The sequence below is a fragment of the Cohnella cellulosilytica genome (assembly GCF_042431195.1).
Lineage (GTDB): Bacteria > Bacillota > Bacilli > Paenibacillales > Paenibacillaceae > Cohnella > Cohnella cellulosilytica.
In genome coordinates, this window is record NZ_JBHMDN010000033.1 from 149,950 (window position 1) to 168,437 (window position 18,488).

Below are 18,488 nucleotides of genomic sequence, written 5' to 3' on the forward strand. Positions count from 1 at the left end.
GGCCAGGGACGGCGATCGGAGAGCTTAGGCTGGCGCGCGCGTCTTAGCGGCGTTTGTTTCTCCAGCTTGACGTGCGGACGCCGCCCTCGCAGCCTTCCGCGCCTTCGAAATCCCCGCAGTATACGTCTTTAACGGATACGCTGGTCTTATGATGATACACCGGGACGCAGTGATGCCGCCGAATCACTTGAACCTGATGAACGACATCGACGTGCTGCGGATGATAGTAATCTTCGAATACGGTTTGCGGCGGATCGAAAACGGCTTTGCTGTTGCATTTCGGATGATCGGACACGTAGATCATTCTCCTTCCTTGGGATGTTGTACATTATACGGCGGCCGATCCCCATTGCCTGTTCGATGGCCTAAGAGCTCGCCCACATGTTGGCGGCGTTTGACGCGGGCTCGGCTTTGCTGCATAGTAAAAAGAATAAAAGTTTTGCGGGAGGGATCTCGTGAGAACAGCGGAAGGCATCAGACAGAGAATGTCCCGGCATGGGCTTCGCATTACCGGGCGGCACCATCACCACTCTATCATCGGCCTGCAAGGCGGGAAGACGCTCCCGACCCGCTTCCGTCCGGCGACGGGGGCAGACGTTCAGGGAGAGTTCGAGGTCGAAGCGTTCGGCGGTTGCAAGGAGGCGGCAGCAGCGGGCATGCCGGAAGTCCAATGAAGATCGCCCGTCGCACTTTGCAGGCGCCCATCCGCGTGTATCGCAAGTTCATTTCGCCGCTGAAGCCGCCGACCTGCCGTTTCGTGCCGACCTGCTCGGCTTACGCGCTGGAGGCGATCGAGGTTCACGGGGCGGCCAAAGGCTCGTACCTGGCGTTCAAACGAATCTGCAAATGTCACCCTTTCCATCCGGGTGGCTTCGACCCGGTGCCGGAGCGCAAAACCGGGAATGAGCTTGCATGAGCCCGGAGGGGGATTTGTCGTGAAAAAGGCGCTGTTGGCGCTCGGTCTCGTATTGCTGTTGTCCGCCTGCGCCTCCGGCGGGAAGGGCTCGAAGGCGGAGTATATCCCGGAGGATGCGTACGCGGGAGACGAGCTGGACATCGTCCGACTGATCAATCAAAGAATCAAGTATTCGCAGGATGACAACGAAAGCGAGTACCTGAAGCTGTTTTATGCCGACAGCCCGATCAACGGATTGCCGAACTTCAAGCTGAGGACCGTCAGGCTGACAGAGGATATCGGCATACAGGAACAAAAGCAGGCGGTGGTTGCCGTGGTTTTGGCCGAGGATGTCGTATCGACGGGAGAGAGCTTCACCAGCCAGTACGTTTTTATTAAATCCCGACTTACCGACGACGTTTGGAAAATATGGGATATCGATTGACCTTGATGACGTCTGGCTGCTCGAGTCGGCAACGGCGGACTCGCTGAACGCGGCGGGTTTCGAGGCGACGAATAGACAGGCCGCGACACAGCGGCGGCGCCATGACTTGACACGGGCCGTTCGTTCGGCTATATTGCGGAAAGAAGGTCATATTGTTCCAGCGAAGGGATAAGTACGAGGAAGCGAACTATCGCAGAGAGCCGGGGAAGCTGAGAACCGGCATAGGGCGGCCTTGGAAGATGGTCCTGGAGGAATCGTTAACGAGCCTGGCGCGGTTGGATCGCACCGGTAAGAGACGACGCGGAGATCGGCGTTAAAGATCGACTTAATGAGCTTTCGCGGGGGATCGACGCCGCGGGAGGAATTTGGGTGGTACCGCGTGAGCGCAGCTCTCGTCCCATACGGACGGGAGCTTTATGTTTTTTAAACCGCGAAGGAGATGAGCACGATGACGGAAAAGGCAAAGACATTCTACATTACGACGCCGATCTATTATCCCAGCGACAAGCTGCATATCGGCCATGCGTACACGACGGTGGCGGGAGACGCGATGGCGCGCTACAAAAGATTGCGCGGCTACGACGTGCGCTACTTGACGGGAACGGACGAACACGGGCAGAAGATCGAACGGAAGGCGCAGGAAGCGGGCAAGACGCCGCAGCAATTCGTCGACGATATCGTCGTCGGCATCAAGGAGCTGTGGCGAAAGCTGGAAATTTCCAACGACGATTTTATCCGCACGACGGAACCGCGCCATACGAAGGTCGTTCAGGATATTTTCGCGCAGCTGCTGGAGCAGGGGGATATCTATAAGGGCGAGTACGAAGGCTGGTACAGCATCCCCGACGAAACGTATTATACGGAGTCGCAGCTCGTCGACGCGGAGCGCAATGCCGACGGCGTCGTCGTAGGCGGAAAAAGCCCCGACAGCGGGCATCCGGTCGAGCTGGTCAAGGAAGAGAGCTATTTCTTCCGGATGAGCAAATACGCCGATCGTCTGCTGCAATATTACGAGGACCATCCCGACTTCATCCAGCCGGAGTCGCGCAAGACGGAGATGATCAACAATTTTATCAAGCCCGGTCTGGAGGATTTGGCCGTGTCGCGGACGACGTTTAATTGGGGCATCCCCGTTCCGGGAGATCCGAAGCACGTCATCTACGTCTGGATCGATGCGCTGTCCAACTATATTACGGCGCTCGGATACGGGGCGGATGCCGGCGAGGCTTATCGGAAATACTGGCCGGCCGACGTGCACCTCGTAGGCAAGGAGATCGTCCGCTTCCATACGATCTATTGGCCGATCATGCTGATGGCGCTTGGCGTGCCGCTGCCGAAGAAGGTGTTCGCCCACGGCTGGCTGCTCATGAAGGACGGCAAAATGTCGAAATCGAAAGGCAACGTCGTCGACCCGGTAAGACTGATCGATCATTTCGGCCTGGACGCCGTGCGGTATTACTTGCTGCGGGAAGTGCCTTTCGGAGCGGACGGCGCGTTCACGCCGGAAAATTTCGTGGAGCGGATCAACTACGATCTGGCCAACGACCTGGGCAACCTGCTCAACCGGACGGTGGCGATGATCGACAAGTATTTCGGCGGCGAGGTTCCGCCATTCGAGCTTGGCGTGACGGAATTCGACGGAGACTTGGAGCGCACGGCGCTGTCTACGGTGGAAAAGGTGGAGGCAGCCATGGAGAACATGGAGTTCTCCGTGGCGCTCTCCGCGATCTGGACGCTGGTCGGGCGGACGAACAAATACATCGACGAGACGAAGCCGTGGACGCTGGCCAAGGAGGAGACGGATCGGGCGGCGCTCGCTTCGGTCATGGGGCACTTGGCGGAAAGCCTGCGGATCGTCTCGATTCTGATCCAGCCGTTCCTGACGCATGCGCCCCGCCTGATCTGGCGGCAGCTGGGGCTGTCGGAGGGCGCTCTGACCGAATGGGATAGTCTTCGCGAGTTCGAGACGAAGCTGGCCGGCACGAGAATCAGCAAAGGCGATCCGCTCTTCCCGCGGCTGGAGCTGGCCGATGAAGTGGCGTGGATCTCCGGCTCGATGGGCGGTGCCGCGGCTGCGGCGGGCGCAAGCGCGGAGGCGGCAGCTCCTTCGGGAGCGGGGGCGGCTGCGCCGGCGAACGGCGAGGAAGCTCCGGAAATTACGATCGACGACTTTATGAAGGTCGAGCTGCGGGTCGCGCAGGTCGTGGCCTGCGAGCCGGTTCCGAAAGCCGACAAGCTGCTTAAGCTGCAGCTCGATCTCGGCTTCGAGCGGCGTCAGGTCGTATCCGGCATCGCCAAGTTCTACAAGCCGGAGGATCTGGTCGGGCGCAAGGTGATCTGCGTAACGAACCTGAAGCCCGTCAAGCTGAGGGGCGAAATGTCCCAGGGCATGATCCTCGCCGCGTCGCAGGACGATCAGCTGACGCTCGCGACAGTTCCGGACGGCATGCCTAACGGCGCGATCGTGAAGTAGGACGGGGCTCGGAGAACTCGCGAAGGAATCCTGCGGGAGAACCTATGGGAGACCTTGTGGGAGAACCTTCGGAAGAACCTTAATGAGAACCTATGGGAGACTTTGTGGGAGAACCTTCGGAAGAACCTTGGGGCCCCCCATTCTGCTGGCTTTATGTATTAAAGGATACTCAGGCATCCTGGTCTTTATCGCCGCTCTAAGCGCGGTGAGGGACGGGATGCCTTTTTCTTTTGCTTCACCGATCTTTCGTCATTTAGCCCGGAGGAGGAGAGGGCGAGCAGGGTGCGAGGGAGCACGTCTGGAGGGCTTATGGTCGATGGCCGGGGCTTCGGGAGCGCGATAAGCTCCTGTGACGATCTAAAGTGACGGAATCTAGATAGTTTGCGGGGGTTAAGCACGTCTGGAGGGCTTATAGTCAATGGTCGGGGCTTAGGCAGCGCGATAAGCTCCTGTGACGATCTAAAGTGACGGAATCTAGATAGTTTGCGCGGGTTAAGCACGTCTGGAGGGCTTATGGTCGATGGCCGGGGCTTCGGGAGCGCGATAAGCTCCCGTGACGGTCTAATGTGACGGAATCTAGATAGTTTGCGGGGGTTAAGCACGTCTGGAGGGCTTATGGTCGATGGCCGGAGCTTCGGGAGCGCGATAAGCTCCCGTGACGGTCTAAAGTGACGGAATCTAGATAGTTTGCTCGGGTTAAGCACATCTGGATGGCTTATAGTCAATGGTCGGGGCTTAGGCAGCGCAATAAGCTCCCGTGACGGTCTAATGTGACGGAATCTAGATAGTTTGCGGGGGTTAAGCACGTCTGGAGGGCTTATGGTCGATGGCCGGGGCTTCGGGAGGGGCATAAAATGCAGAGAGCTTCCTCTATTCCACTATGGCCACTAAACCACTCTGCCTTTAACACAGATCCGGGGAGTTCGCCAAGAGTTCGTCCCTATCTCCTGATACCCTGGTTAAACTATGTGATTCAAGAGACATAGAAATCTGCGAATAGATGAGTATGCGTGAGATAACCCACTATTATCTGAGGGAGTTCGCGGCACGGGGCTAAAGGGCCGGTTCGACCCCGGAGGCGAGTGATAAGCCCCGCGGCACGGCGCTAAAAGGCCAGTTCGGCCTCAGTGGCGAGCAATCAGCCTGCGGCAGCACGGTGCTAATGGTCTGAGGGGGGACTGCCCCGGGAATCCGAAGTTGACAGCGGATGGACGGGGGCCTATAATCGGATCTGTTAATAAAAATGATTACGATTAAGGGGAGCGTCATGAATTCATTAGCAGTTACGAAGATATCCTTTAAAAAGATGTTGATTATAGTGTTGGCAGCGGTGGTTACAGCGATAATGAGCGGCTGCGGCAAGAGCGATACGCATTCGCAAGCGGACGGCAAGGTAAATGTGGTTACCAGTTTCTATCCGCTGTATTTCTTCGCCAAGGAGATTGGCGGAGAGCATGCGCATGTCGTGAATCTGATTGCTGCGGGGGTCGAGCCGCACGAGTGGACGCCGAAAAGCCGCGATCTCGACGCGGCCTCCAAAGCGCAGCTGTTTCTCTACAACGGCGCGGGTCTGGAAGGCTGGGTCGACAATTTCCTGAACGGGCTCGGGTCCGGAAGCCAGGTGCTGACTGTGGAGGCGAGTAAAGGCATAGAGCTCATCCAGGGCAATCCGGAGCATGATCACGACCATGAGGGGGCCGCGGAGGAGGCAGACGACCACGATCATGATAGCGAAGAAGGGGGCGAAGCCGATCACAGTCACTCCGATCTGGACGTCGACCCGCATACGTGGACCAGTCCGCGGTCGGCGCTGGTGATGGCCGCCAACATTCGGGATGCGTTCGTGCAGGCCGATCCGGCGAACAAGGCTGCGTACGAGAGCAATTACGCCGGGCTGGAGAGCAGGCTTCGGGAGCTGGACGACAAGTTTACGCAGGGGCTGGCCGGCTTCGAGCGCCGCGATATTGTGGTGTCGCACCAGGCGTTCGGTTATTTGTGCCGGGATTACAATTTGAACCAGATCGCGATTATGGGCCTGTCCCCGGAGGCGGAGCCGAGGGCGCAGGATTTGCTGGAGATCGCCAAGTTCGTGAAGGAGAACGGCATTCCGTACATTTTCTTCGAGGAGCTCGTGTCCGAGCAACTGGCCAACACGCTGGCAAGCGAGGCGAAGGTGGACACACTTGTGCTGAATCCGCTGGAAGGGCTCACCCCCGAGCAGGAAAAAGCGGGAGAGGATTATTTTACGCTGATGGAACGCAATCTGGAAAACTTGCAGAAGGCGCTCGGGTAATCTAACATATAAGGATTAGGAGCATTGTCAGCGCAGGGGAGGAGAGCTTCGCATGAACGCAGCGGCAACGGATGCAAGGACGGCAGCGGGAACAACGGCGGGAACGACTGCAGGGGGAACGGCGGAGGGAACGGCTGCAGCGGACGCCGCGGCTGGAACACTTGCAGGGGTACCCATCGCAACGGAAACCGCGGCAGCAGGAGCGGCAGAAAAGACGCCGATGACGGCGGCGCAGGTGAGCTGTCATCAGGAGATCGTGAAGCTGAGCGGGGTGTCGTTCTCGTACGATAACCAGACCATCCTGCAGGACGTGAGCTTCCGGATCATGGAGCGGGATTTCGTCGGCCTGATCGGCTCCAACGGAGCCGGCAAAACGACGCTCCTGCGAATGATCGTCGGCCTCACCCGCCCCCAGACGGGGACGATCTCGCTGTTCGGAACGCCCGCCGCGCGGTTCAAGGATTGGAATCAGATCGGCTACGTTCCGCAGAGAAGCCATTTCAACCCGCTTTTTCCGGCTACGGTAAGGGAAGTCGTCCTGTCGGGATTGTACGGCAGAAAGAAGCTGTTTCGCCGCATATCCAAGGAGGATGCGAGCCGCTGCGAGGACGCTTTGGCCGCGCTGAAGATCGAGGATCTCGGCGACAAGCGGATCGGAGCGTTGTCCGGAGGGCAGCAGCAGAGGGTGTTCCTGGCGCGGGCGCTGATCAACAACCCGAAGCTGCTCATCTTGGACGAGCCGCTCACCGGCATCGACATCGAGACGCAGCAGAACTTTTTCCATATGATCAAGCACATGCATCAACGACACAACATTACGTTCCTGATGGTATCCCACGACATGGATATGGTGCGCTCCTACCTGGGCGAGGAGCCGAAGGAGCGCAGCGGCAAGCTCAGCTTCTACGTTCGCCACTCCCACGACCTGGAAGATTGCCAAGGCACGGATTTGCTGCACTCGTTGCGGAAAGAAGGGTAACCGGGATTGGAACTTTTATCGGCTGAATTTTTCCAGAGGGCTCTGATCGGAGGCGCCTTGATCGCGATAACCGCTCCGCTGTTGGGGCTGTTTCTCGTGCTCAGGCGCTTGGCCATGATCGGGGACACGCTGGCCCATGTGAGCATCGCAGGCGTTGCGCTGGGTTTTCTGATCGGCGTGTATCCGGTGGCGGTCGGCCTGCTGTTTGCGATTGCGGCTTCGTTCGGGATTGAGTGGCTACGCAAGGCGTATCGCACGTACGCGGAGCTGTCGCTGTCCATCGTCATGTCAGGTGGGGTCGCGCTCGCCTCGCTGCTGTTTACGATGGGGAAGAGTTTTAACCAGAACGCCAACTCCTTTTGGTTCGGAAGCATCTATACGCTCGATTATATGGATATTTACGTCATTATGAGCGTGACTGTTGTCGTGCTGTCGATGGTGCTGATCCATAAAAAGGAGCTGTTCCTGCTGACCTTCGACGAAGACGCGGCAGCGGTGAGCGGTTTGCCTATGAAGTATTTTAATATTATGCTTAGTATATTAACCGCTCTTGTCGTCAGCGCGGCGATCAAGATCGTCGGGGCGCTGCTCGTGTCCGCTCTGCTCACGATTCCGGCGGCGTGCAGCCTGGCGCTGTCCCGCAGCTTTAAGCAGGCCGTCATTCTCGTCGTCGTGATCGGAGAAGCGGCGGTGCTTGCCGGGCTATGGATCGCCGGCGTCGCCAATCTCGCTCCGGGCGGGACGATCGTGCTGCTGCTCATCGCCATTCTGGCGGTGTCCGTCGCTTCGACGCGGCTAATCAGAACGTAGTCCAGGAGGTATCGCAATGGCGGACTTAAACGTCGGAATCGCCTTCGCCGCAGGCTTGGCCTCTTTTATTTCTCCCTGCTGCCTGCCGCTGTATCCGGCGTATCTATCGTACATAACCGGGGTGTCCGTCAACCAGATCAAGACGGATACGAGCCGGAGCATGCGAATCAAGACGATGAGCCATACGTTTTTCTTCATTCTCGGCTTTTCCGTCGTTTTCTTCGCGCTGGCTTATGGCGCCAACGCGTTTACCGACACTTTCCGGGATTATCAGGATACGATTCGCAAAATCTCGGCCATTTTCATCGTGTTGATGGGACTGTTCCTGATGGGCATTTTCCAGCCGCAGATGCTCATGAAGGAGCGCAAGCTGAACCTGAAATGGAAGCCGGGCGGTTATCTGGGCTCGTTCGTGTTCGGCATCGGCTTTTCCGCCGGATGGTCGCCCTGCGTCGGTCCGATTCTCGGCTCGATTCTGCTGCTCGCGGCCAGCAATCCCGGCACCTGGATCAGCCTGACGACGGCGTATTCGCTCGGCTTCGCCTTGCCGTTCTTCGTTCTCGCCTTTTTCCTGGGCACCGCGAGATGGATTCTGAAGTATTCGAACGCGATGATGAAGGTCGGCGGAGCGATGATGATTCTGATGGGCGTGCTGCTGTTCACCGACAGGATGACGCAAATTACGATCTGGCTGCAAAGCGTTACGCCGCAGTGGCTGTTCGATATTATGTGAAGTATTCGATGCGGGCGTCCGGAAAACGCTCGAAGATGCGCTCCGTGATCCATTCGCGGAGCGCTTCCGCTTGCTCGTCGGGATACACGTATTTGTGCTGGCCCCAGCGTCCCCACTTTTTTTTGCGTTTGGCCTCGTCCATCTCCAGCTTCGACTTCGGGTATCTTTTCTCGATGACCGTCTTGGCCGTCTTCGTAAAGCGATGCTGAATGAGCTCGAACGTCAGGTCCTGCGTCGCTTCCGCGGGCAGCGCCTCCGCGAGCTTGGCGAACAGCTCGCTGTAGCCATCCTGCCAGCCGTCGTACCAGATGATCGGCGCGACGATGAACCCGAGCGGGTAGCCGGCCTTGCCGATCCGGCCCGCGGCTTCTATGCGTTCGTGAAAACGGGAGGTGCCCGGCTCGAAGCTGCGGATGACGTAGTCCGCGTTGACGCTGAAGCGAATGCGGGTATGGCCGTTGTGGCGCAGCGGCAGCAGCGAATCGACATGATGGTATTTGGTCACGAACCGGAGTCTGCCGAGCGGCTGATCGGCCATGAACTCGATCGCTTCGGCAAGCGAGCCGCTCAGGTGCTCCAGTCCGACGGGATCGGACGTGCACGCCGCTTCGAACCGGGTAAGCTCGGGCGCGCGCTCCTCGATGTACGAACGGGCGGCCGCAAAGATGTCCTCCGTGTTCACGTAAACCCGGATATAGGGCTTGGCGCCCAGCGTCGTCTGCAAATAGCAATAATGGCAGTGGCCCATGCAACCGGTGGCCAGAGGCAGGGCGTATTCGGCGGACGGCTTGGACGTATCGAATTTGAGCGTTTTGCGCAGGCCGACGACCAGGGTGCGCTTGGCCGTCTTGTACTGCTCCAGCTCGGTGTCGCCGGGCAGATTCGTAATCCGGTTGTGGGACGCCGTCATTTGGTACGGCAAGCCTCGCTGCTTGACCCAGTCGAGGATGCGTTGGCCTTTCGGATAGTCGAGCGCCGCCGGCTCGAAGTACACGAGCTCGGGCATGAACAGGGCGGTTTCTTTTGCGCGTCGGGAAGACGTATCGGCAGGGGACATTGTACAAGCCTCCGTTTCCGGCCAAAAAGGTCCGTACGGCTTATTATGCAATGGGGAAGACGTCTTGATACTTTCCCTGTCGGGGAGCGAGTTCGGGCTTGCCCGGGCCGCGTTAAACAGTGTATGATATGGAAGGAAAGGGGGACTAGCGTTGCCTACCCCAAGTATGGAAGATTATTTGGAGCGGATCTACCGTTTGATCGACGAGAAGGGCTACGCGCGCGTCTCCGACATCGCCGAAGGACTGGAAGTGCATCCTTCCTCGGTAACGAAGATGATCCAGAAGCTGGACAAGGACAATTACTTGATTTACGAGAAATACAGAGGACTCGTTCTGACGAACAAAGGCAAGAAGATCGGCAAAAGGCTGGTCGACCGCCATCATCTGCTGGAAACCTTCCTGACGATCATCGGGGTTCAGGAGGATAAAATCTATGGCGACGTGGAAGGAATCGAGCATCATCTTAGCTGGGATTCCATCACGTGCATCGAATCGCTTGTCGAATACTTCGTCCGCGACCCGTCCCGCGCGGAGGAGCTGGGGAAGATCCGGTCCGAGATGGACAGCGAGTAAGCGAAGAGACGGATTGCGATTATCGTCCGACCGAGCGGTCGTACCCTTGAAAGGGTGCGGCCGTTTTTTGCGTTTATTCGAAAAATTTGCCCTCCGGCGGACAGTCGTCCCCGGTATTAGGTTTTGAGACCGCCGCATATGGATGGAAGCAGGGGCCGCGGCTGCGGCCTTATTCGCGAAAGTCCGCGGGAGGCGAAGCATGGGTGGAGACGACTCGGGTAAATGCGGTGTTCGAAGGCGGCGGCGTGCGCGGGATCTCGCTGACGGGGGCCGTCCGCGCCGCGGAGGAGCACGGCATCGTGTTCGACCGGGTCGCCGGCACGTCGTCGGGCAGCATTATCGCCGCGCTGCTGGCGGCCGGGTATACGGCCGACGAGATGAAGGCGGCAATCGAGCGGACTCCGCCGAGCTCTCTGCTGACACGCAGCGCGTTCTTTAATCTGAAGCCGATCGGTCCGGCGCTGCGCCTCTTCCTGCGCAAGGGCCTCTATTCCGGCAAAAGGCTGGAGCAATGGATCGCGGAGCTGCTTGCGGTCAAAGGGGTGTGCGCATTCGGAGATTTGCCGGAGGGCAAGCTGCGGATCATCGCGTCGGACATTACGAACGGCAAGCTGCTCGTGCTCCCCGGAGACATTGCGCAATACGGAATTTCGCCCGAGCGGCTGTCCGTCGCCAGAGCCGTGCGGATGAGCACGAGCATTCCGTATTTTTTCGATCCGGTCCTTTTGCGGCAGCCGTATAAGGAACGCAAAAAACGGGCGGTTGCGTCGAAATTTTCCTATGTCGTCGACGGAGGCTTGCTGAGCAACTTTCCGTTATGGCTGTTCCGGCACGACGAATCGTCGGAAGAGACGGCGCCCGTCATCGGCTTTCAGATGGTCGGACGTTCCGATGCGCAGCCCCACCGGATCGACGGACCGATCTCGATGTTTCAGGCGATGTTCGAAACGATGCTCAGCGCCCACGACGAGAGATATATCGAGAAAAACAAAGAGATTCGCACAATTAAAATTCCGACCTTGGGCATCGGCGGCACGGAGTTCCATCTGTCTCCGGAGAAGAGCGAGGCGCTGTATCGTTCGGGGCTGGAGGCGGGGGAGAAGTTTTTCCGCAATTGGGATCGCAAGCTGGGGATGCTGAAAGTGACGATAGCCAAACGAACCTAGCGTTTGGCGCGCGGCAAGCCGCTGCGCAAAGCCGCCGCCGCAACCGGAGAACGAGATCTCCGGCCGCGGCGGCGGCTTGTTCGCAATATAGGGCGGTTACCTTTAATGATAGCGGGGCGGCTCGTCGTCCCGATTTTTCCGTCCTTCGATGACGGTAAACGGAGAAGCCCGCTTCCGGTCCGGCTTGGGAGCGGCGCCGCGGAAATCCGGCCGCGCCCTCTTGGCGGACGGGCGGCTGTTCCCGGCCGGTTTGCCCCACCTGTTCGGCGGAAACTTGTACAGCAGGAACACAATCGCCACAAGTCCGAGCGGAATCGCCCAGGATTCGACGGAACCTTGCAGCAGCGTGGTAAGCACTCCGATCGCCATGAAGGCGAGCACGACGGCGAACCAGGGCTGGATTCGTTTTTTCATGCCGCATCCTCCTTCGGTTCCTTTAATGTCTGACACACCCGATTCAGATCAGGCCTGCTTGGCAAGCGCAACGCGGGGATTGCCGATCTCGTCGTCCAGCTCTCTCATCCGGTTAAAGGAGGCGATTGATACCGCTACCTGCTCGTCGTTCGGTTCCTTGGTCGTCAGCAGCTGGAGCCATAAGCCCGGCGCACCGAGCCACTTCAGCACCGGAATGTCCCGCAGCGCGTTCGTCCATCTGAGCACCTCGTACGAGACGCCCAGCACGACCGGCAGCAGCAGAATGCGCTGGAGAATCCGTTCGGCCATCGTGTCCCACGTGAAAAAGGAATAAATGACGACGCCGACGATGACGGTGAAAATAATAAAGCTGCTTCCGCATCTGTAGTGCAGCCGGCTGTATTTCTGAACCGCTTCGACGGTAAGCTCCGAGCCCGCTTCGTACGCGCTGATCACTTTATGCTCGGCGCCGTGATACTGGAACAGCCGCTTGATTATCGGCGTCTGCGAAATAAACCACAGATAAGCAAGCAGGAGAATGATCTTGATGACGCCTTCAAGCAGGTTGTGCATTATTTTATTCTCGAAGACTTGGTTAAAGATCAACCCTTCCACAAAAGCGGGCACAAGGGTAAAAATTAATTTTCCGACGACGAAAGATAGTATGCCCACGACCGCGACTCCTAAAATCATCGTTAAATTCCAGCGGTCCTTGTCTTTGTCCTTCTCTTTCTCCTTGGCGGCTTCTTCCGGTCCGGTCTCGTCTTCGGCGTAGGCTTCGGCGGAATAAGTCAGATGCTGCGAGCCCTTGGCGGCGGATTCGACAATGCCGACGATGCCGCGAATAAACGGGATTTTCTTGATCTTGCTTAAGACGGGAGTAGGCTTCTTGGGCACCTCAAGGAAGGTGATCTGCTGATCCTTGCGGCGCACCGCGGTTACGTTGACGTGTCTGCCCGCGAACATGACGCCTTCTATTACGGCCTGTCCTCCATAGATCGAGGTCGATTGATTTGACATGACGGTCACCTGCTTTACGAATAACTCTGGGACGGGCGAGCCGATGCCCCAAGTAACTCTATTTTACAGGATCGGGGAGGAGAAAGCCACTGGGAATGGGGCTGCGGGCTCGGAAGCGAGTAGCGCGTCGGGGCGGAGGCTATACTAGCATCGGAAAGAGTTCACTCGCAGACGAAGGGCGGGATAACGTGACATCCGCATCGAGACATGAAGATCGTCGCAAGAATAGGGAAGGCGAGCCCGCTCCGACCCGTCCGATTTTGTTCAGTCTGAAAATCGGCTTTTTCGCCGGTCTCATATGGGGGCTGGTCCGTTGGCTGGCGACGGGGCTTCATTTTACGAGCGTATCGCAAGGCTTTGTGCTGGACCCGTTCGTCCCGCGGGCATGGCTGACCGGGGTTTTCTGGCAGTTCGGCGGACTGGCCGCGTTCATCGCGATGTCGATGCTGGCGGCGCTCGTCTACGTCGCGCTGCTCGGCAGGCTGCCGGGCCCGTGGCCCGGGCTGATTTTCGGAGCGGCCTGGTGGACGCTGGGCTACGCGCTGGCGGGTCCTTACGTCGGGGCGCTGCCGCCGCTGAAACGGATCGGATGGGGCAGCATCGTGACGGATTTCTGCTTGTTTCTTCTATGGGGCCTGTTCATCGGGTACAGCATCGCTTTCGAGCTTCACAACGAAGCCGCGCGAGAGCCGGATCGCGAAGGTTCCCAAGGTTCGCCGCAGCCGTCGTCCTGACGAAAAAGAACGGAATCGGCCGATTCCGCCGTTTTCCTGGGAGCCCCGCGTATGTTACAATGTCTGTTGTACTCGGCCCGGTCGGAAGATCGGCCGAAGACGGCTGCGGAGCGGAAGGAGCAGGAGAATGGCAAGCATACTGGTATTGAACGGACCAAACTTGAACATGCTCGGAATCCGTGAGCCGGGCATCTACGGCACGGTTACGCTGGCCGAGATCGAGGCGACGCTGAAGAAGTCGGCCGACGCTCTGGGCGCGGAGCTCGGCTTTCTTCAGTCGAACCACGAAGGGGTTCTGCTGGATGCCATTCATGCGGCGTACGGCACGCGGGACGGCATTCTGATCAATCCCGGAGCGCTGACGCATTCGAGCTACGCTTTGAGGGACGGGTTGGCCTCGGTCGGGCTTCCCGTCGTCGAGGTTCACCTCTCGAACATTCACAAGCGGGAAGCTTTCCGCCACACTTCGGTGACGGCGGCGGTGGCGCTCGGACAGATCGCCGGATTCGGAGTGGACAGCTACGTGCTGGGCCTGCAAGCGCTGTGCCGGCACATACGGGGAGGAATCGCGAATGCCTAATCGACGGGTCGTCCGGCTGCGCGAAGCGATCGCGGTGACGGAGGGCGAGGCGCTGCTCGTCACCAATCTGCACAACGTCCGCTATCTGACCGGGTTCACCGGAACGGCGGGAGCGGCGCTGATCTCCGCGGACAAAGCGGCGTTCCTTACCGATTTCCGCTATACCGAGCAGGCGGCGGAGCAGGTGCGGGGCTTCGACATCGTGAAGCACGGCGCGGACCGGAACGCGACGATCGCCGAGCTGCTCAAGGAATGGAACGCGGGCAAGCTGCTCATCGAGGAGCAGGACGTGACGTATGCGGCGTACCTGAAAATGGAGGCGGCGTTCCGCCCCGCGGAGCTGCTGCAGTCGGAAGGGCTTGTGGAGAAGCTGCGGATGACGAAGGACGAGGACGAGCTGGCCGTTCTGCAGGAAGCGGCCGACTTGGCCGATCGGACCTTCGATCATATTCTGGCGTATCTGAAGCCCGGGGCGACCGAGGTGTCGATCGCTCTGGAGATGGAGTTCTTCATGCGCTCCCAGGGCGCGACGAGTTCCTCCTTCGACACGATTGTCGCTTCGGGAGAGCGTTCGGCGCTGCCGCACGGCGTCGCAAGCGGCAAAACGATCGGCGCGGGCGAATTCGTCACGCTTGACTTCGGCGCCTACTACAAAGGCTACTGCTCGGATATTACGCGCACCGTTGTCGTCGGCAAAGCGAGCGACAAGCACAAGGAAATCTACGCGATCGTGCAGGAGGCCCAGCAGTACGCGCTGGATCATCTGCGCCCGGGAATGACCGGCAAGGAAGGCGACGCCTTGACGAGAGATATCATCGCACGGTATGGTTATGGAGAAAATTTCGGTCACGGTACGGGACATGGAATCGGATTGGAGATTCACGAATCGCCGAGGCTGTCGCCCGCTTCGGATGTCGTGTTGACCCCCGGAATGGTCGTAACGGTCGAACCGGGCATTTATCTTCCCGGCTTCGGCGGGGTTCGGATCGAGGACGACGTCGTGATGACCGATCGCGGAATTCGCGTCCTGACGAGCTCGCCCAAGCAATTGATCGAGTTGGACTAATCAAGAGCAACGTCTCTACAGGAGGAGTATCGAAGTGATTTCTGTCAACGAATTTAAAACAGGCCTGACCATCGAATTGGACGGAGCTCCTTGCACCGTCATCGATTTCCAGCACGTTAAACCGGGCAAAGGCGCCGCGTTCGTGCGTTCGAAGCTCAAAAACCTGCGCAACGGCAACGTTATCGAGAAGACGTTCCGCGCCGGCGAATCCGTCGTCCGCGCCCATGTCGAAAACCGCACGGTGCAATACCTGTACAACTCCGGGAACGAGTACACGTTCATGGACAACGAGACGTTCGACCAATTCGAGCTGTCCAAGAAGCAGCTGGAATGGGAGATCAACTTCCTGATCGAAAATATGACCGTCAACATTTCCAACTATCAGGGCGAGATGATCGGCATTTCGCTTCCGAACAGCGTCGACCTGAAGGTCGTGGAGACCGAGCCGGGCATCAAAGGAAATACGGCGACCGGCGCTACGAAGAGCGCGAAGCTGGAAACCGGCTACAACGTTCAAGTTCCGCTGTTCATCAACGAAGGCGACGTGCTGACGATCGACACGCGCGAAGGCAGATACGTCTCCCGCGCCTAAGCTTCGTACACGTCCGAAACGGGATGTCTCAAAGGTCGAAAATGCGGCCTGGGGGACATTCCCTTTTTTTTGTGCCTTGAAATCTGAACAGGCAACCCCGTCGCAAGGAGATTACACGTCGGCAAAGGCAAGCGCTTCGCTTCTCCGGGAAATCATACATAACCTCTTTCTCCTCGCTTGCGGGACAGCCGCTTGAAATGTCGGCATTATTTTTATTCTTTTTGGGCCAATGGACTTATGCTATAATATAATGCTGTATGCAGGGGTTCATTAATAGCATGGAAAGTTGACTGGGGGAGTGGCTACCGGTGTCATTGACGGTGATGAAATTCGGCGGAAGTTCCGTAGGCACGACTGAACGGATGGGCCGGGTGGCGCAGCGGATCGTGGACAAGAAGCTGCAGGGCGACCGGGTGGTTGTCGTCGTGTCGGCGATGGGAGATACAACGGACGATTTGATCGATAAAGCGAACGAAATCAACGCCAATCCGCCCGCGCGCGAGATGGATATGCTGCTGACGACGGGAGAGCAAATCTCCGTCGCGTTGTTGTCCATGGCGATCCATAAGCTGGGACACGACGCCAAGTCCTACACGGGCTGGCAGGCCGGCATCGTGACGGAGCCGACGCACGGCAGGGCGAAGATCGGCGATATTTCGCCGGAGCGCATTTTGTCTTCGCTGGACGAGGGCAACATCGTGATCGTCGCCGGGTTCCAGGGCATGACCGAGGCCGGAGAGATTACGACGCTCGGACGGGGCGGCTCGGATACGACCGCCGTCGCGCTGGCCGCGGCGCTGAAAGCCGACGTATGCGAAATTTACACGGACGTGGACGGCATTTATTCGACGGACCCGCGCGTTGTCAAATGCGCGAGGAAGCTGAATGAAATTTCGTACGACGAAATGCTGGAGCTGGCCCATCTGGGAGCCGCGGTGCTGCATCCGCGCGCGGTAGAGTACGCGAAGCATTACAAGGTCAATCTGGTCGTACGCTCGAGCTTTACGAATAACGCAGGCACGCTCGTGAGGGAGGAAGCGCAAATGGAGCAAGGAATCGTCGTAAGAGGAATCGCATCGGATAAAAACGTGGCCCGCATCAGCGTCCTGGGCGTCGAAGACGAGCCGGGCGTGCTGGCTACCATGTTCGGAGCATTGGCGGAGCACGGCATCGACGTCGACATTATCGTGCAGAGCGGGGTGCAGGGCGGCAAGGCCGACTTCTCGTTCACGGTGTCGATGAACGATCGCGCGAAGGCGCTGGACGTTCTCGCCGGCCTCAAGCCGAAGGTGCCGTACCTCGAGACAACGTACGAGGAAGGCCTCGTTAAAGTGTCGATCGTGGGAGCGGGCATGGTGTCGAATCCGGGCGTGGCCGCGCGGATGTTCGAAGCGATCTCGAGCGTCGGCGTCAGCATCAAGATGGTCAGCACATCGGAGATCAAAGTATCGTGCGTAATCGCCGCCGAGCCGCTGCAGGAGGTCGTTCGGGCGCTTCATACCGCGTACGGACTGGACACGGCGGACACCGCGTTCGTGGGCGGACCATCCGAGCGTCGGTAGTGTATAAAGGGACTGAACTGTAAAAGTCAAGAGCAGCCATTGATTGATCGATGAATATTTCCATTTCGATCCTTCAAATGGTCCGACTTACAGTTCAGTCCCTTTTATTTTCCGATAAGCAATTGGACCAGCTTGACGATGACGGCGGTAATGCCGGCCGCCATGAGCGGACCGACGGGGATGCCCCGCAGCAGCACGACGCCCGCGATCGAGCCGATGACGATGCCGACGATCAGTTGAGGGTCGGCTTTCAGCGTGTCGAGACCTCTGCTGTTCAGATAAGCGCCGGTCGCTCCGCCGATCAAGGCGACCCAGCCGATCCAGCCGGAGAAGGCGGCCAGGATGTCCTTGGGCTGCACGCGTCCGGAGGCGAAGGGCACGAGAACGGCCAACGTCAGGAAAAGCAGGCCCAGCTCGATGCCCCTCCTCTCGATGGAGGGCAGGTAGCGGTCGAGGTGGGCGAGCTTGACGATCAGCAGAATGCACGCGGCGGTTGCAATAATCGACGATCTGCCGATCAGTCCGATCACGATGAGCGCGACCAGCACCAATTCTCCGTACAGCACCCGCGTCACACTCCCGAAATTCCAGATGGTACACGATATGGAACAAGCCCCGCGTTTAGAACGCGAGGCTTGTTTTCGTCTGCGATTCGGAAGCATAAATCCGCGAGGGATGCTCGACAGAACCAGTGTCTTCCCCATCGAAAACCGGCAGCTCCGTTGGACGGATGCAAGGAAGTGAACGGATGCAAGGAAGTGAACGGATGCGAAGGGGGAGAACGGATGCAAGGGAATGAACGGATGCGAAGAGGGCAGATGAACGGGGAGTGGACGGATGCAAGTAAATGGATCAAGCGAATGCTTAGATATTCACCACACTTAAAAAAAACGTCAGGGAGATTGACGGTTTTTTTGCTGCGGCTGACCAATTTGACGTACATGACGCTCGCCAGAATCTTTTGCCCGAATTGGCCAGCGTAACGGCCTCCCAGAAGCTGTCGATTAACTGTGGAAAAGGCATGGTCATTGCGACCGTGCTTTTTCTCCCCCTCCCCGCCGCTAACCTTGGTATAATTTCTATATCAAATTGTCC

At 58.4% G+C, this 18,488-nt stretch carries 21 protein-coding genes; 15 read left to right on the forward strand and 6 right to left on the reverse strand.

Translation table 11 applies throughout. The features are described from left to right. Window positions 1-43: 43 nt before the first annotated feature. Window positions 44-304: a hypothetical protein gene (locus ACFFT4_RS23140; RefSeq protein ID WP_378051243.1), complete on the reverse strand. Its 261-nt coding sequence runs from the start codon at window positions 302-304 to the stop codon at window positions 44-46. Between the two features lie 151 nt (window positions 305-455). On the opposite strand from ACFFT4_RS23140, the gene ACFFT4_RS23145 reads away from it, so the two are divergent. From ACFFT4_RS23145 to ACFFT4_RS23180, 8 genes are all read left to right on the forward strand, one after another. Further along, on the forward strand, window positions 456-674 hold the full coding sequence (locus tag ACFFT4_RS23145; protein WP_378051244.1) for a hypothetical protein: 219 nt from the start codon (window positions 456-458) through the stop codon (window positions 672-674). Continuing rightward, window positions 671-916 (forward strand): membrane protein insertion efficiency factor YidD, encoded by a 246-nt coding sequence (yidD, locus tag ACFFT4_RS23150; RefSeq protein WP_378051245.1) that lies wholly within the window; start codon window positions 671-673, stop codon window positions 914-916. The genes ACFFT4_RS23145 and yidD overlap by 4 nt, the downstream gene beginning before the upstream one ends. Window positions 917-935: 19 nt before the next feature. Beyond that, window positions 936-1,340 (forward strand): hypothetical protein, encoded by a 405-nt coding sequence (locus tag ACFFT4_RS23155; protein ID WP_378051246.1) that lies wholly within the window; start codon window positions 936-938, stop codon window positions 1,338-1,340. 448 nt (window positions 1,341-1,788) lie between these two features. Then, window positions 1,789-3,813 carry a methionine--tRNA ligase gene (gene metG / locus ACFFT4_RS23160; protein WP_378051247.1) on the forward strand — a complete coding sequence of 675 codons (2,025 nt, stop codon included), beginning with the start codon at window positions 1,789-1,791 and terminating at the stop codon, window positions 3,811-3,813. Between the two features lie 1,306 nt (window positions 3,814-5,119). After that, window positions 5,120-6,106, forward strand: a complete 987-nt coding sequence (locus tag ACFFT4_RS23165; protein WP_378051248.1) for a metal ABC transporter substrate-binding protein — start codon at window positions 5,120-5,122, stop codon at window positions 6,104-6,106. Window positions 6,107-6,326: 220 nt separating this feature from the next. Further along, complete coding sequence (locus tag ACFFT4_RS23170; RefSeq protein WP_378051269.1) at window positions 6,327-7,085, forward strand: metal ABC transporter ATP-binding protein; 759 nt, start codon at window positions 6,327-6,329, stop codon at window positions 7,083-7,085. Between the two features lie 6 nt (window positions 7,086-7,091). Continuing rightward, window positions 7,092-7,895 (forward strand): metal ABC transporter permease, encoded by an 804-nt coding sequence (locus tag ACFFT4_RS23175; RefSeq protein ID WP_378051249.1) that lies wholly within the window; start codon window positions 7,092-7,094, stop codon window positions 7,893-7,895. 16 nt (window positions 7,896-7,911) lie between these two features. Beyond that, the gene (locus tag ACFFT4_RS23180) at window positions 7,912-8,628 is read left to right on the forward strand and encodes a cytochrome c biogenesis CcdA family protein (RefSeq protein ID WP_378051250.1); all 717 of its coding nucleotides are present in this window, start codon (window positions 7,912-7,914) and stop codon (window positions 8,626-8,628) included. On the opposite strand, the gene splB is transcribed toward ACFFT4_RS23180, so the two are convergent. Then, a complete protein-coding gene (gene splB, locus ACFFT4_RS23185) occupies window positions 8,621-9,685 on the reverse strand; it encodes a spore photoproduct lyase (protein ID WP_378051251.1) in 1,065 nt (354 codons plus the stop codon). The two genes, ACFFT4_RS23180 and splB, sit on opposite strands and share 8 nt — an antisense overlap. A 151-nt stretch (window positions 9,686-9,836) precedes the next feature. Here splB and mntR point away from each other — a divergent pair, with 151 nt between their 5' ends. Then, window positions 9,837-10,259, forward strand: a complete 423-nt coding sequence (mntR, locus tag ACFFT4_RS23190) for a transcriptional regulator MntR (RefSeq protein WP_378051252.1) — start codon at window positions 9,837-9,839, stop codon at window positions 10,257-10,259. A 203-nt stretch (window positions 10,260-10,462) separates the two neighbouring features. Next, a complete protein-coding gene (locus ACFFT4_RS23195) occupies window positions 10,463-11,425 on the forward strand; it encodes a patatin-like phospholipase family protein (protein WP_378051254.1) in 963 nt (320 codons plus the stop codon). Between the two features lie 102 nt (window positions 11,426-11,527). On the opposite strand, the gene ACFFT4_RS23200 is transcribed toward ACFFT4_RS23195, so the two are convergent. After that, window positions 11,528-11,839 (reverse strand): hypothetical protein, encoded by a 312-nt coding sequence (locus ACFFT4_RS23200; protein ID WP_378051255.1) that lies wholly within the window; start codon window positions 11,837-11,839, stop codon window positions 11,528-11,530. Window positions 11,840-11,887: 48 nt separating this feature from the next. Beyond that, window positions 11,888-12,859 (reverse strand): DUF1385 domain-containing protein, encoded by a 972-nt coding sequence (locus ACFFT4_RS23205; RefSeq protein ID WP_378051256.1) that lies wholly within the window; start codon window positions 12,857-12,859, stop codon window positions 11,888-11,890. 188 nt (window positions 12,860-13,047) lie between these two features. Between ACFFT4_RS23205 and ACFFT4_RS23210 the strand changes: the two genes are divergently transcribed. From ACFFT4_RS23210 to ACFFT4_RS23230, 5 genes are all read left to right on the forward strand, one after another. Beyond that, complete coding sequence (locus ACFFT4_RS23210) at window positions 13,048-13,593, forward strand: YqhR family membrane protein (protein WP_378051258.1); 546 nt, start codon at window positions 13,048-13,050, stop codon at window positions 13,591-13,593. Between the two features lie 127 nt (window positions 13,594-13,720). Further along, entirely contained in the window at window positions 13,721-14,173 is a 453-nt protein-coding gene (aroQ, locus tag ACFFT4_RS23215; protein WP_378051259.1) for a type II 3-dehydroquinate dehydratase, read from the forward strand. Beyond that, complete coding sequence (locus tag ACFFT4_RS23220; RefSeq protein WP_378051260.1) at window positions 14,166-15,239, forward strand: M24 family metallopeptidase; 1,074 nt, start codon at window positions 14,166-14,168, stop codon at window positions 15,237-15,239. Before aroQ ends, ACFFT4_RS23220 begins: the two co-directional genes overlap by 8 nt. A gap of 34 nt (window positions 15,240-15,273) precedes the next feature. After that, window positions 15,274-15,831, forward strand: coding sequence for an elongation factor P (efp, locus tag ACFFT4_RS23225; RefSeq protein ID WP_378051261.1), 558 nt, complete (start codon window positions 15,274-15,276; stop codon window positions 15,829-15,831). 308 nt (window positions 15,832-16,139) lie between these two features. Continuing rightward, window positions 16,140-17,393: an aspartate kinase gene (locus ACFFT4_RS23230; protein ID WP_378051262.1), complete on the forward strand. Its 1,254-nt coding sequence runs from the start codon at window positions 16,140-16,142 to the stop codon at window positions 17,391-17,393. A gap of 104 nt (window positions 17,394-17,497) precedes the next feature. Here the strand turns inward: ACFFT4_RS23230 and ACFFT4_RS23235 are convergent, their stop codons facing one another. Continuing rightward, window positions 17,498-17,956, reverse strand: a complete 459-nt coding sequence (locus ACFFT4_RS23235; protein WP_378051270.1) for a DUF441 domain-containing protein — start codon at window positions 17,954-17,956, stop codon at window positions 17,498-17,500. 301 nt (window positions 17,957-18,257) lie between these two features. Then, window positions 18,258-18,488 (reverse strand): hypothetical protein (locus ACFFT4_RS23240; RefSeq protein WP_378051264.1); only part of this gene is annotated, 231 nt, incomplete at its 5' end.

Excerpts from the sequence above, each read along its gene's own strand:
- ACFFT4_RS23140 (WP_378051243.1), bottom strand. The coding sequence starts at position 304 with ATGATCTACGTGTCCGATCATCCGAAATGCAACAGCAAAGCCGTTTTC.
- yidD (WP_378051245.1), top strand. The coding sequence starts at position 671 with ATGAAGATCGCCCGTCGCACTTTGCAGGCGCCCATCCGCGTGTATCGC.
- metG (WP_378051247.1), top strand. The coding sequence starts at position 1,789 with ATGACGGAAAAGGCAAAGACATTCTACATTACGACGCCGATCTATTAT.
- ACFFT4_RS23165 (WP_378051248.1), top strand. The coding sequence starts at position 5,120 with ATGTTGATTATAGTGTTGGCAGCGGTGGTTACAGCGATAATGAGCGGC.
- ACFFT4_RS23170 (WP_378051269.1), top strand. The coding sequence starts at position 6,327 with ATGACGGCGGCGCAGGTGAGCTGTCATCAGGAGATCGTGAAGCTGAGC.
- ACFFT4_RS23180 (WP_378051250.1), top strand. The coding sequence starts at position 7,912 with ATGGCGGACTTAAACGTCGGAATCGCCTTCGCCGCAGGCTTGGCCTCT.
- splB (WP_378051251.1), bottom strand. The coding sequence starts at position 9,685 with ATGTCCCCTGCCGATACGTCTTCCCGACGCGCAAAAGAAACCGCCCTG.
- ACFFT4_RS23200 (WP_378051255.1), bottom strand. The coding sequence starts at position 11,839 with ATGAAAAAACGAATCCAGCCCTGGTTCGCCGTCGTGCTCGCCTTCATG.
- ACFFT4_RS23205 (WP_378051256.1), bottom strand. The coding sequence starts at position 12,859 with ATGTCAAATCAATCGACCTCGATCTATGGAGGACAGGCCGTAATAGAA.
- aroQ (WP_378051259.1), top strand. The coding sequence starts at position 13,721 with ATGGCAAGCATACTGGTATTGAACGGACCAAACTTGAACATGCTCGGA.
- ACFFT4_RS23220 (WP_378051260.1), top strand. The coding sequence starts at position 14,166 with ATGCCTAATCGACGGGTCGTCCGGCTGCGCGAAGCGATCGCGGTGACG.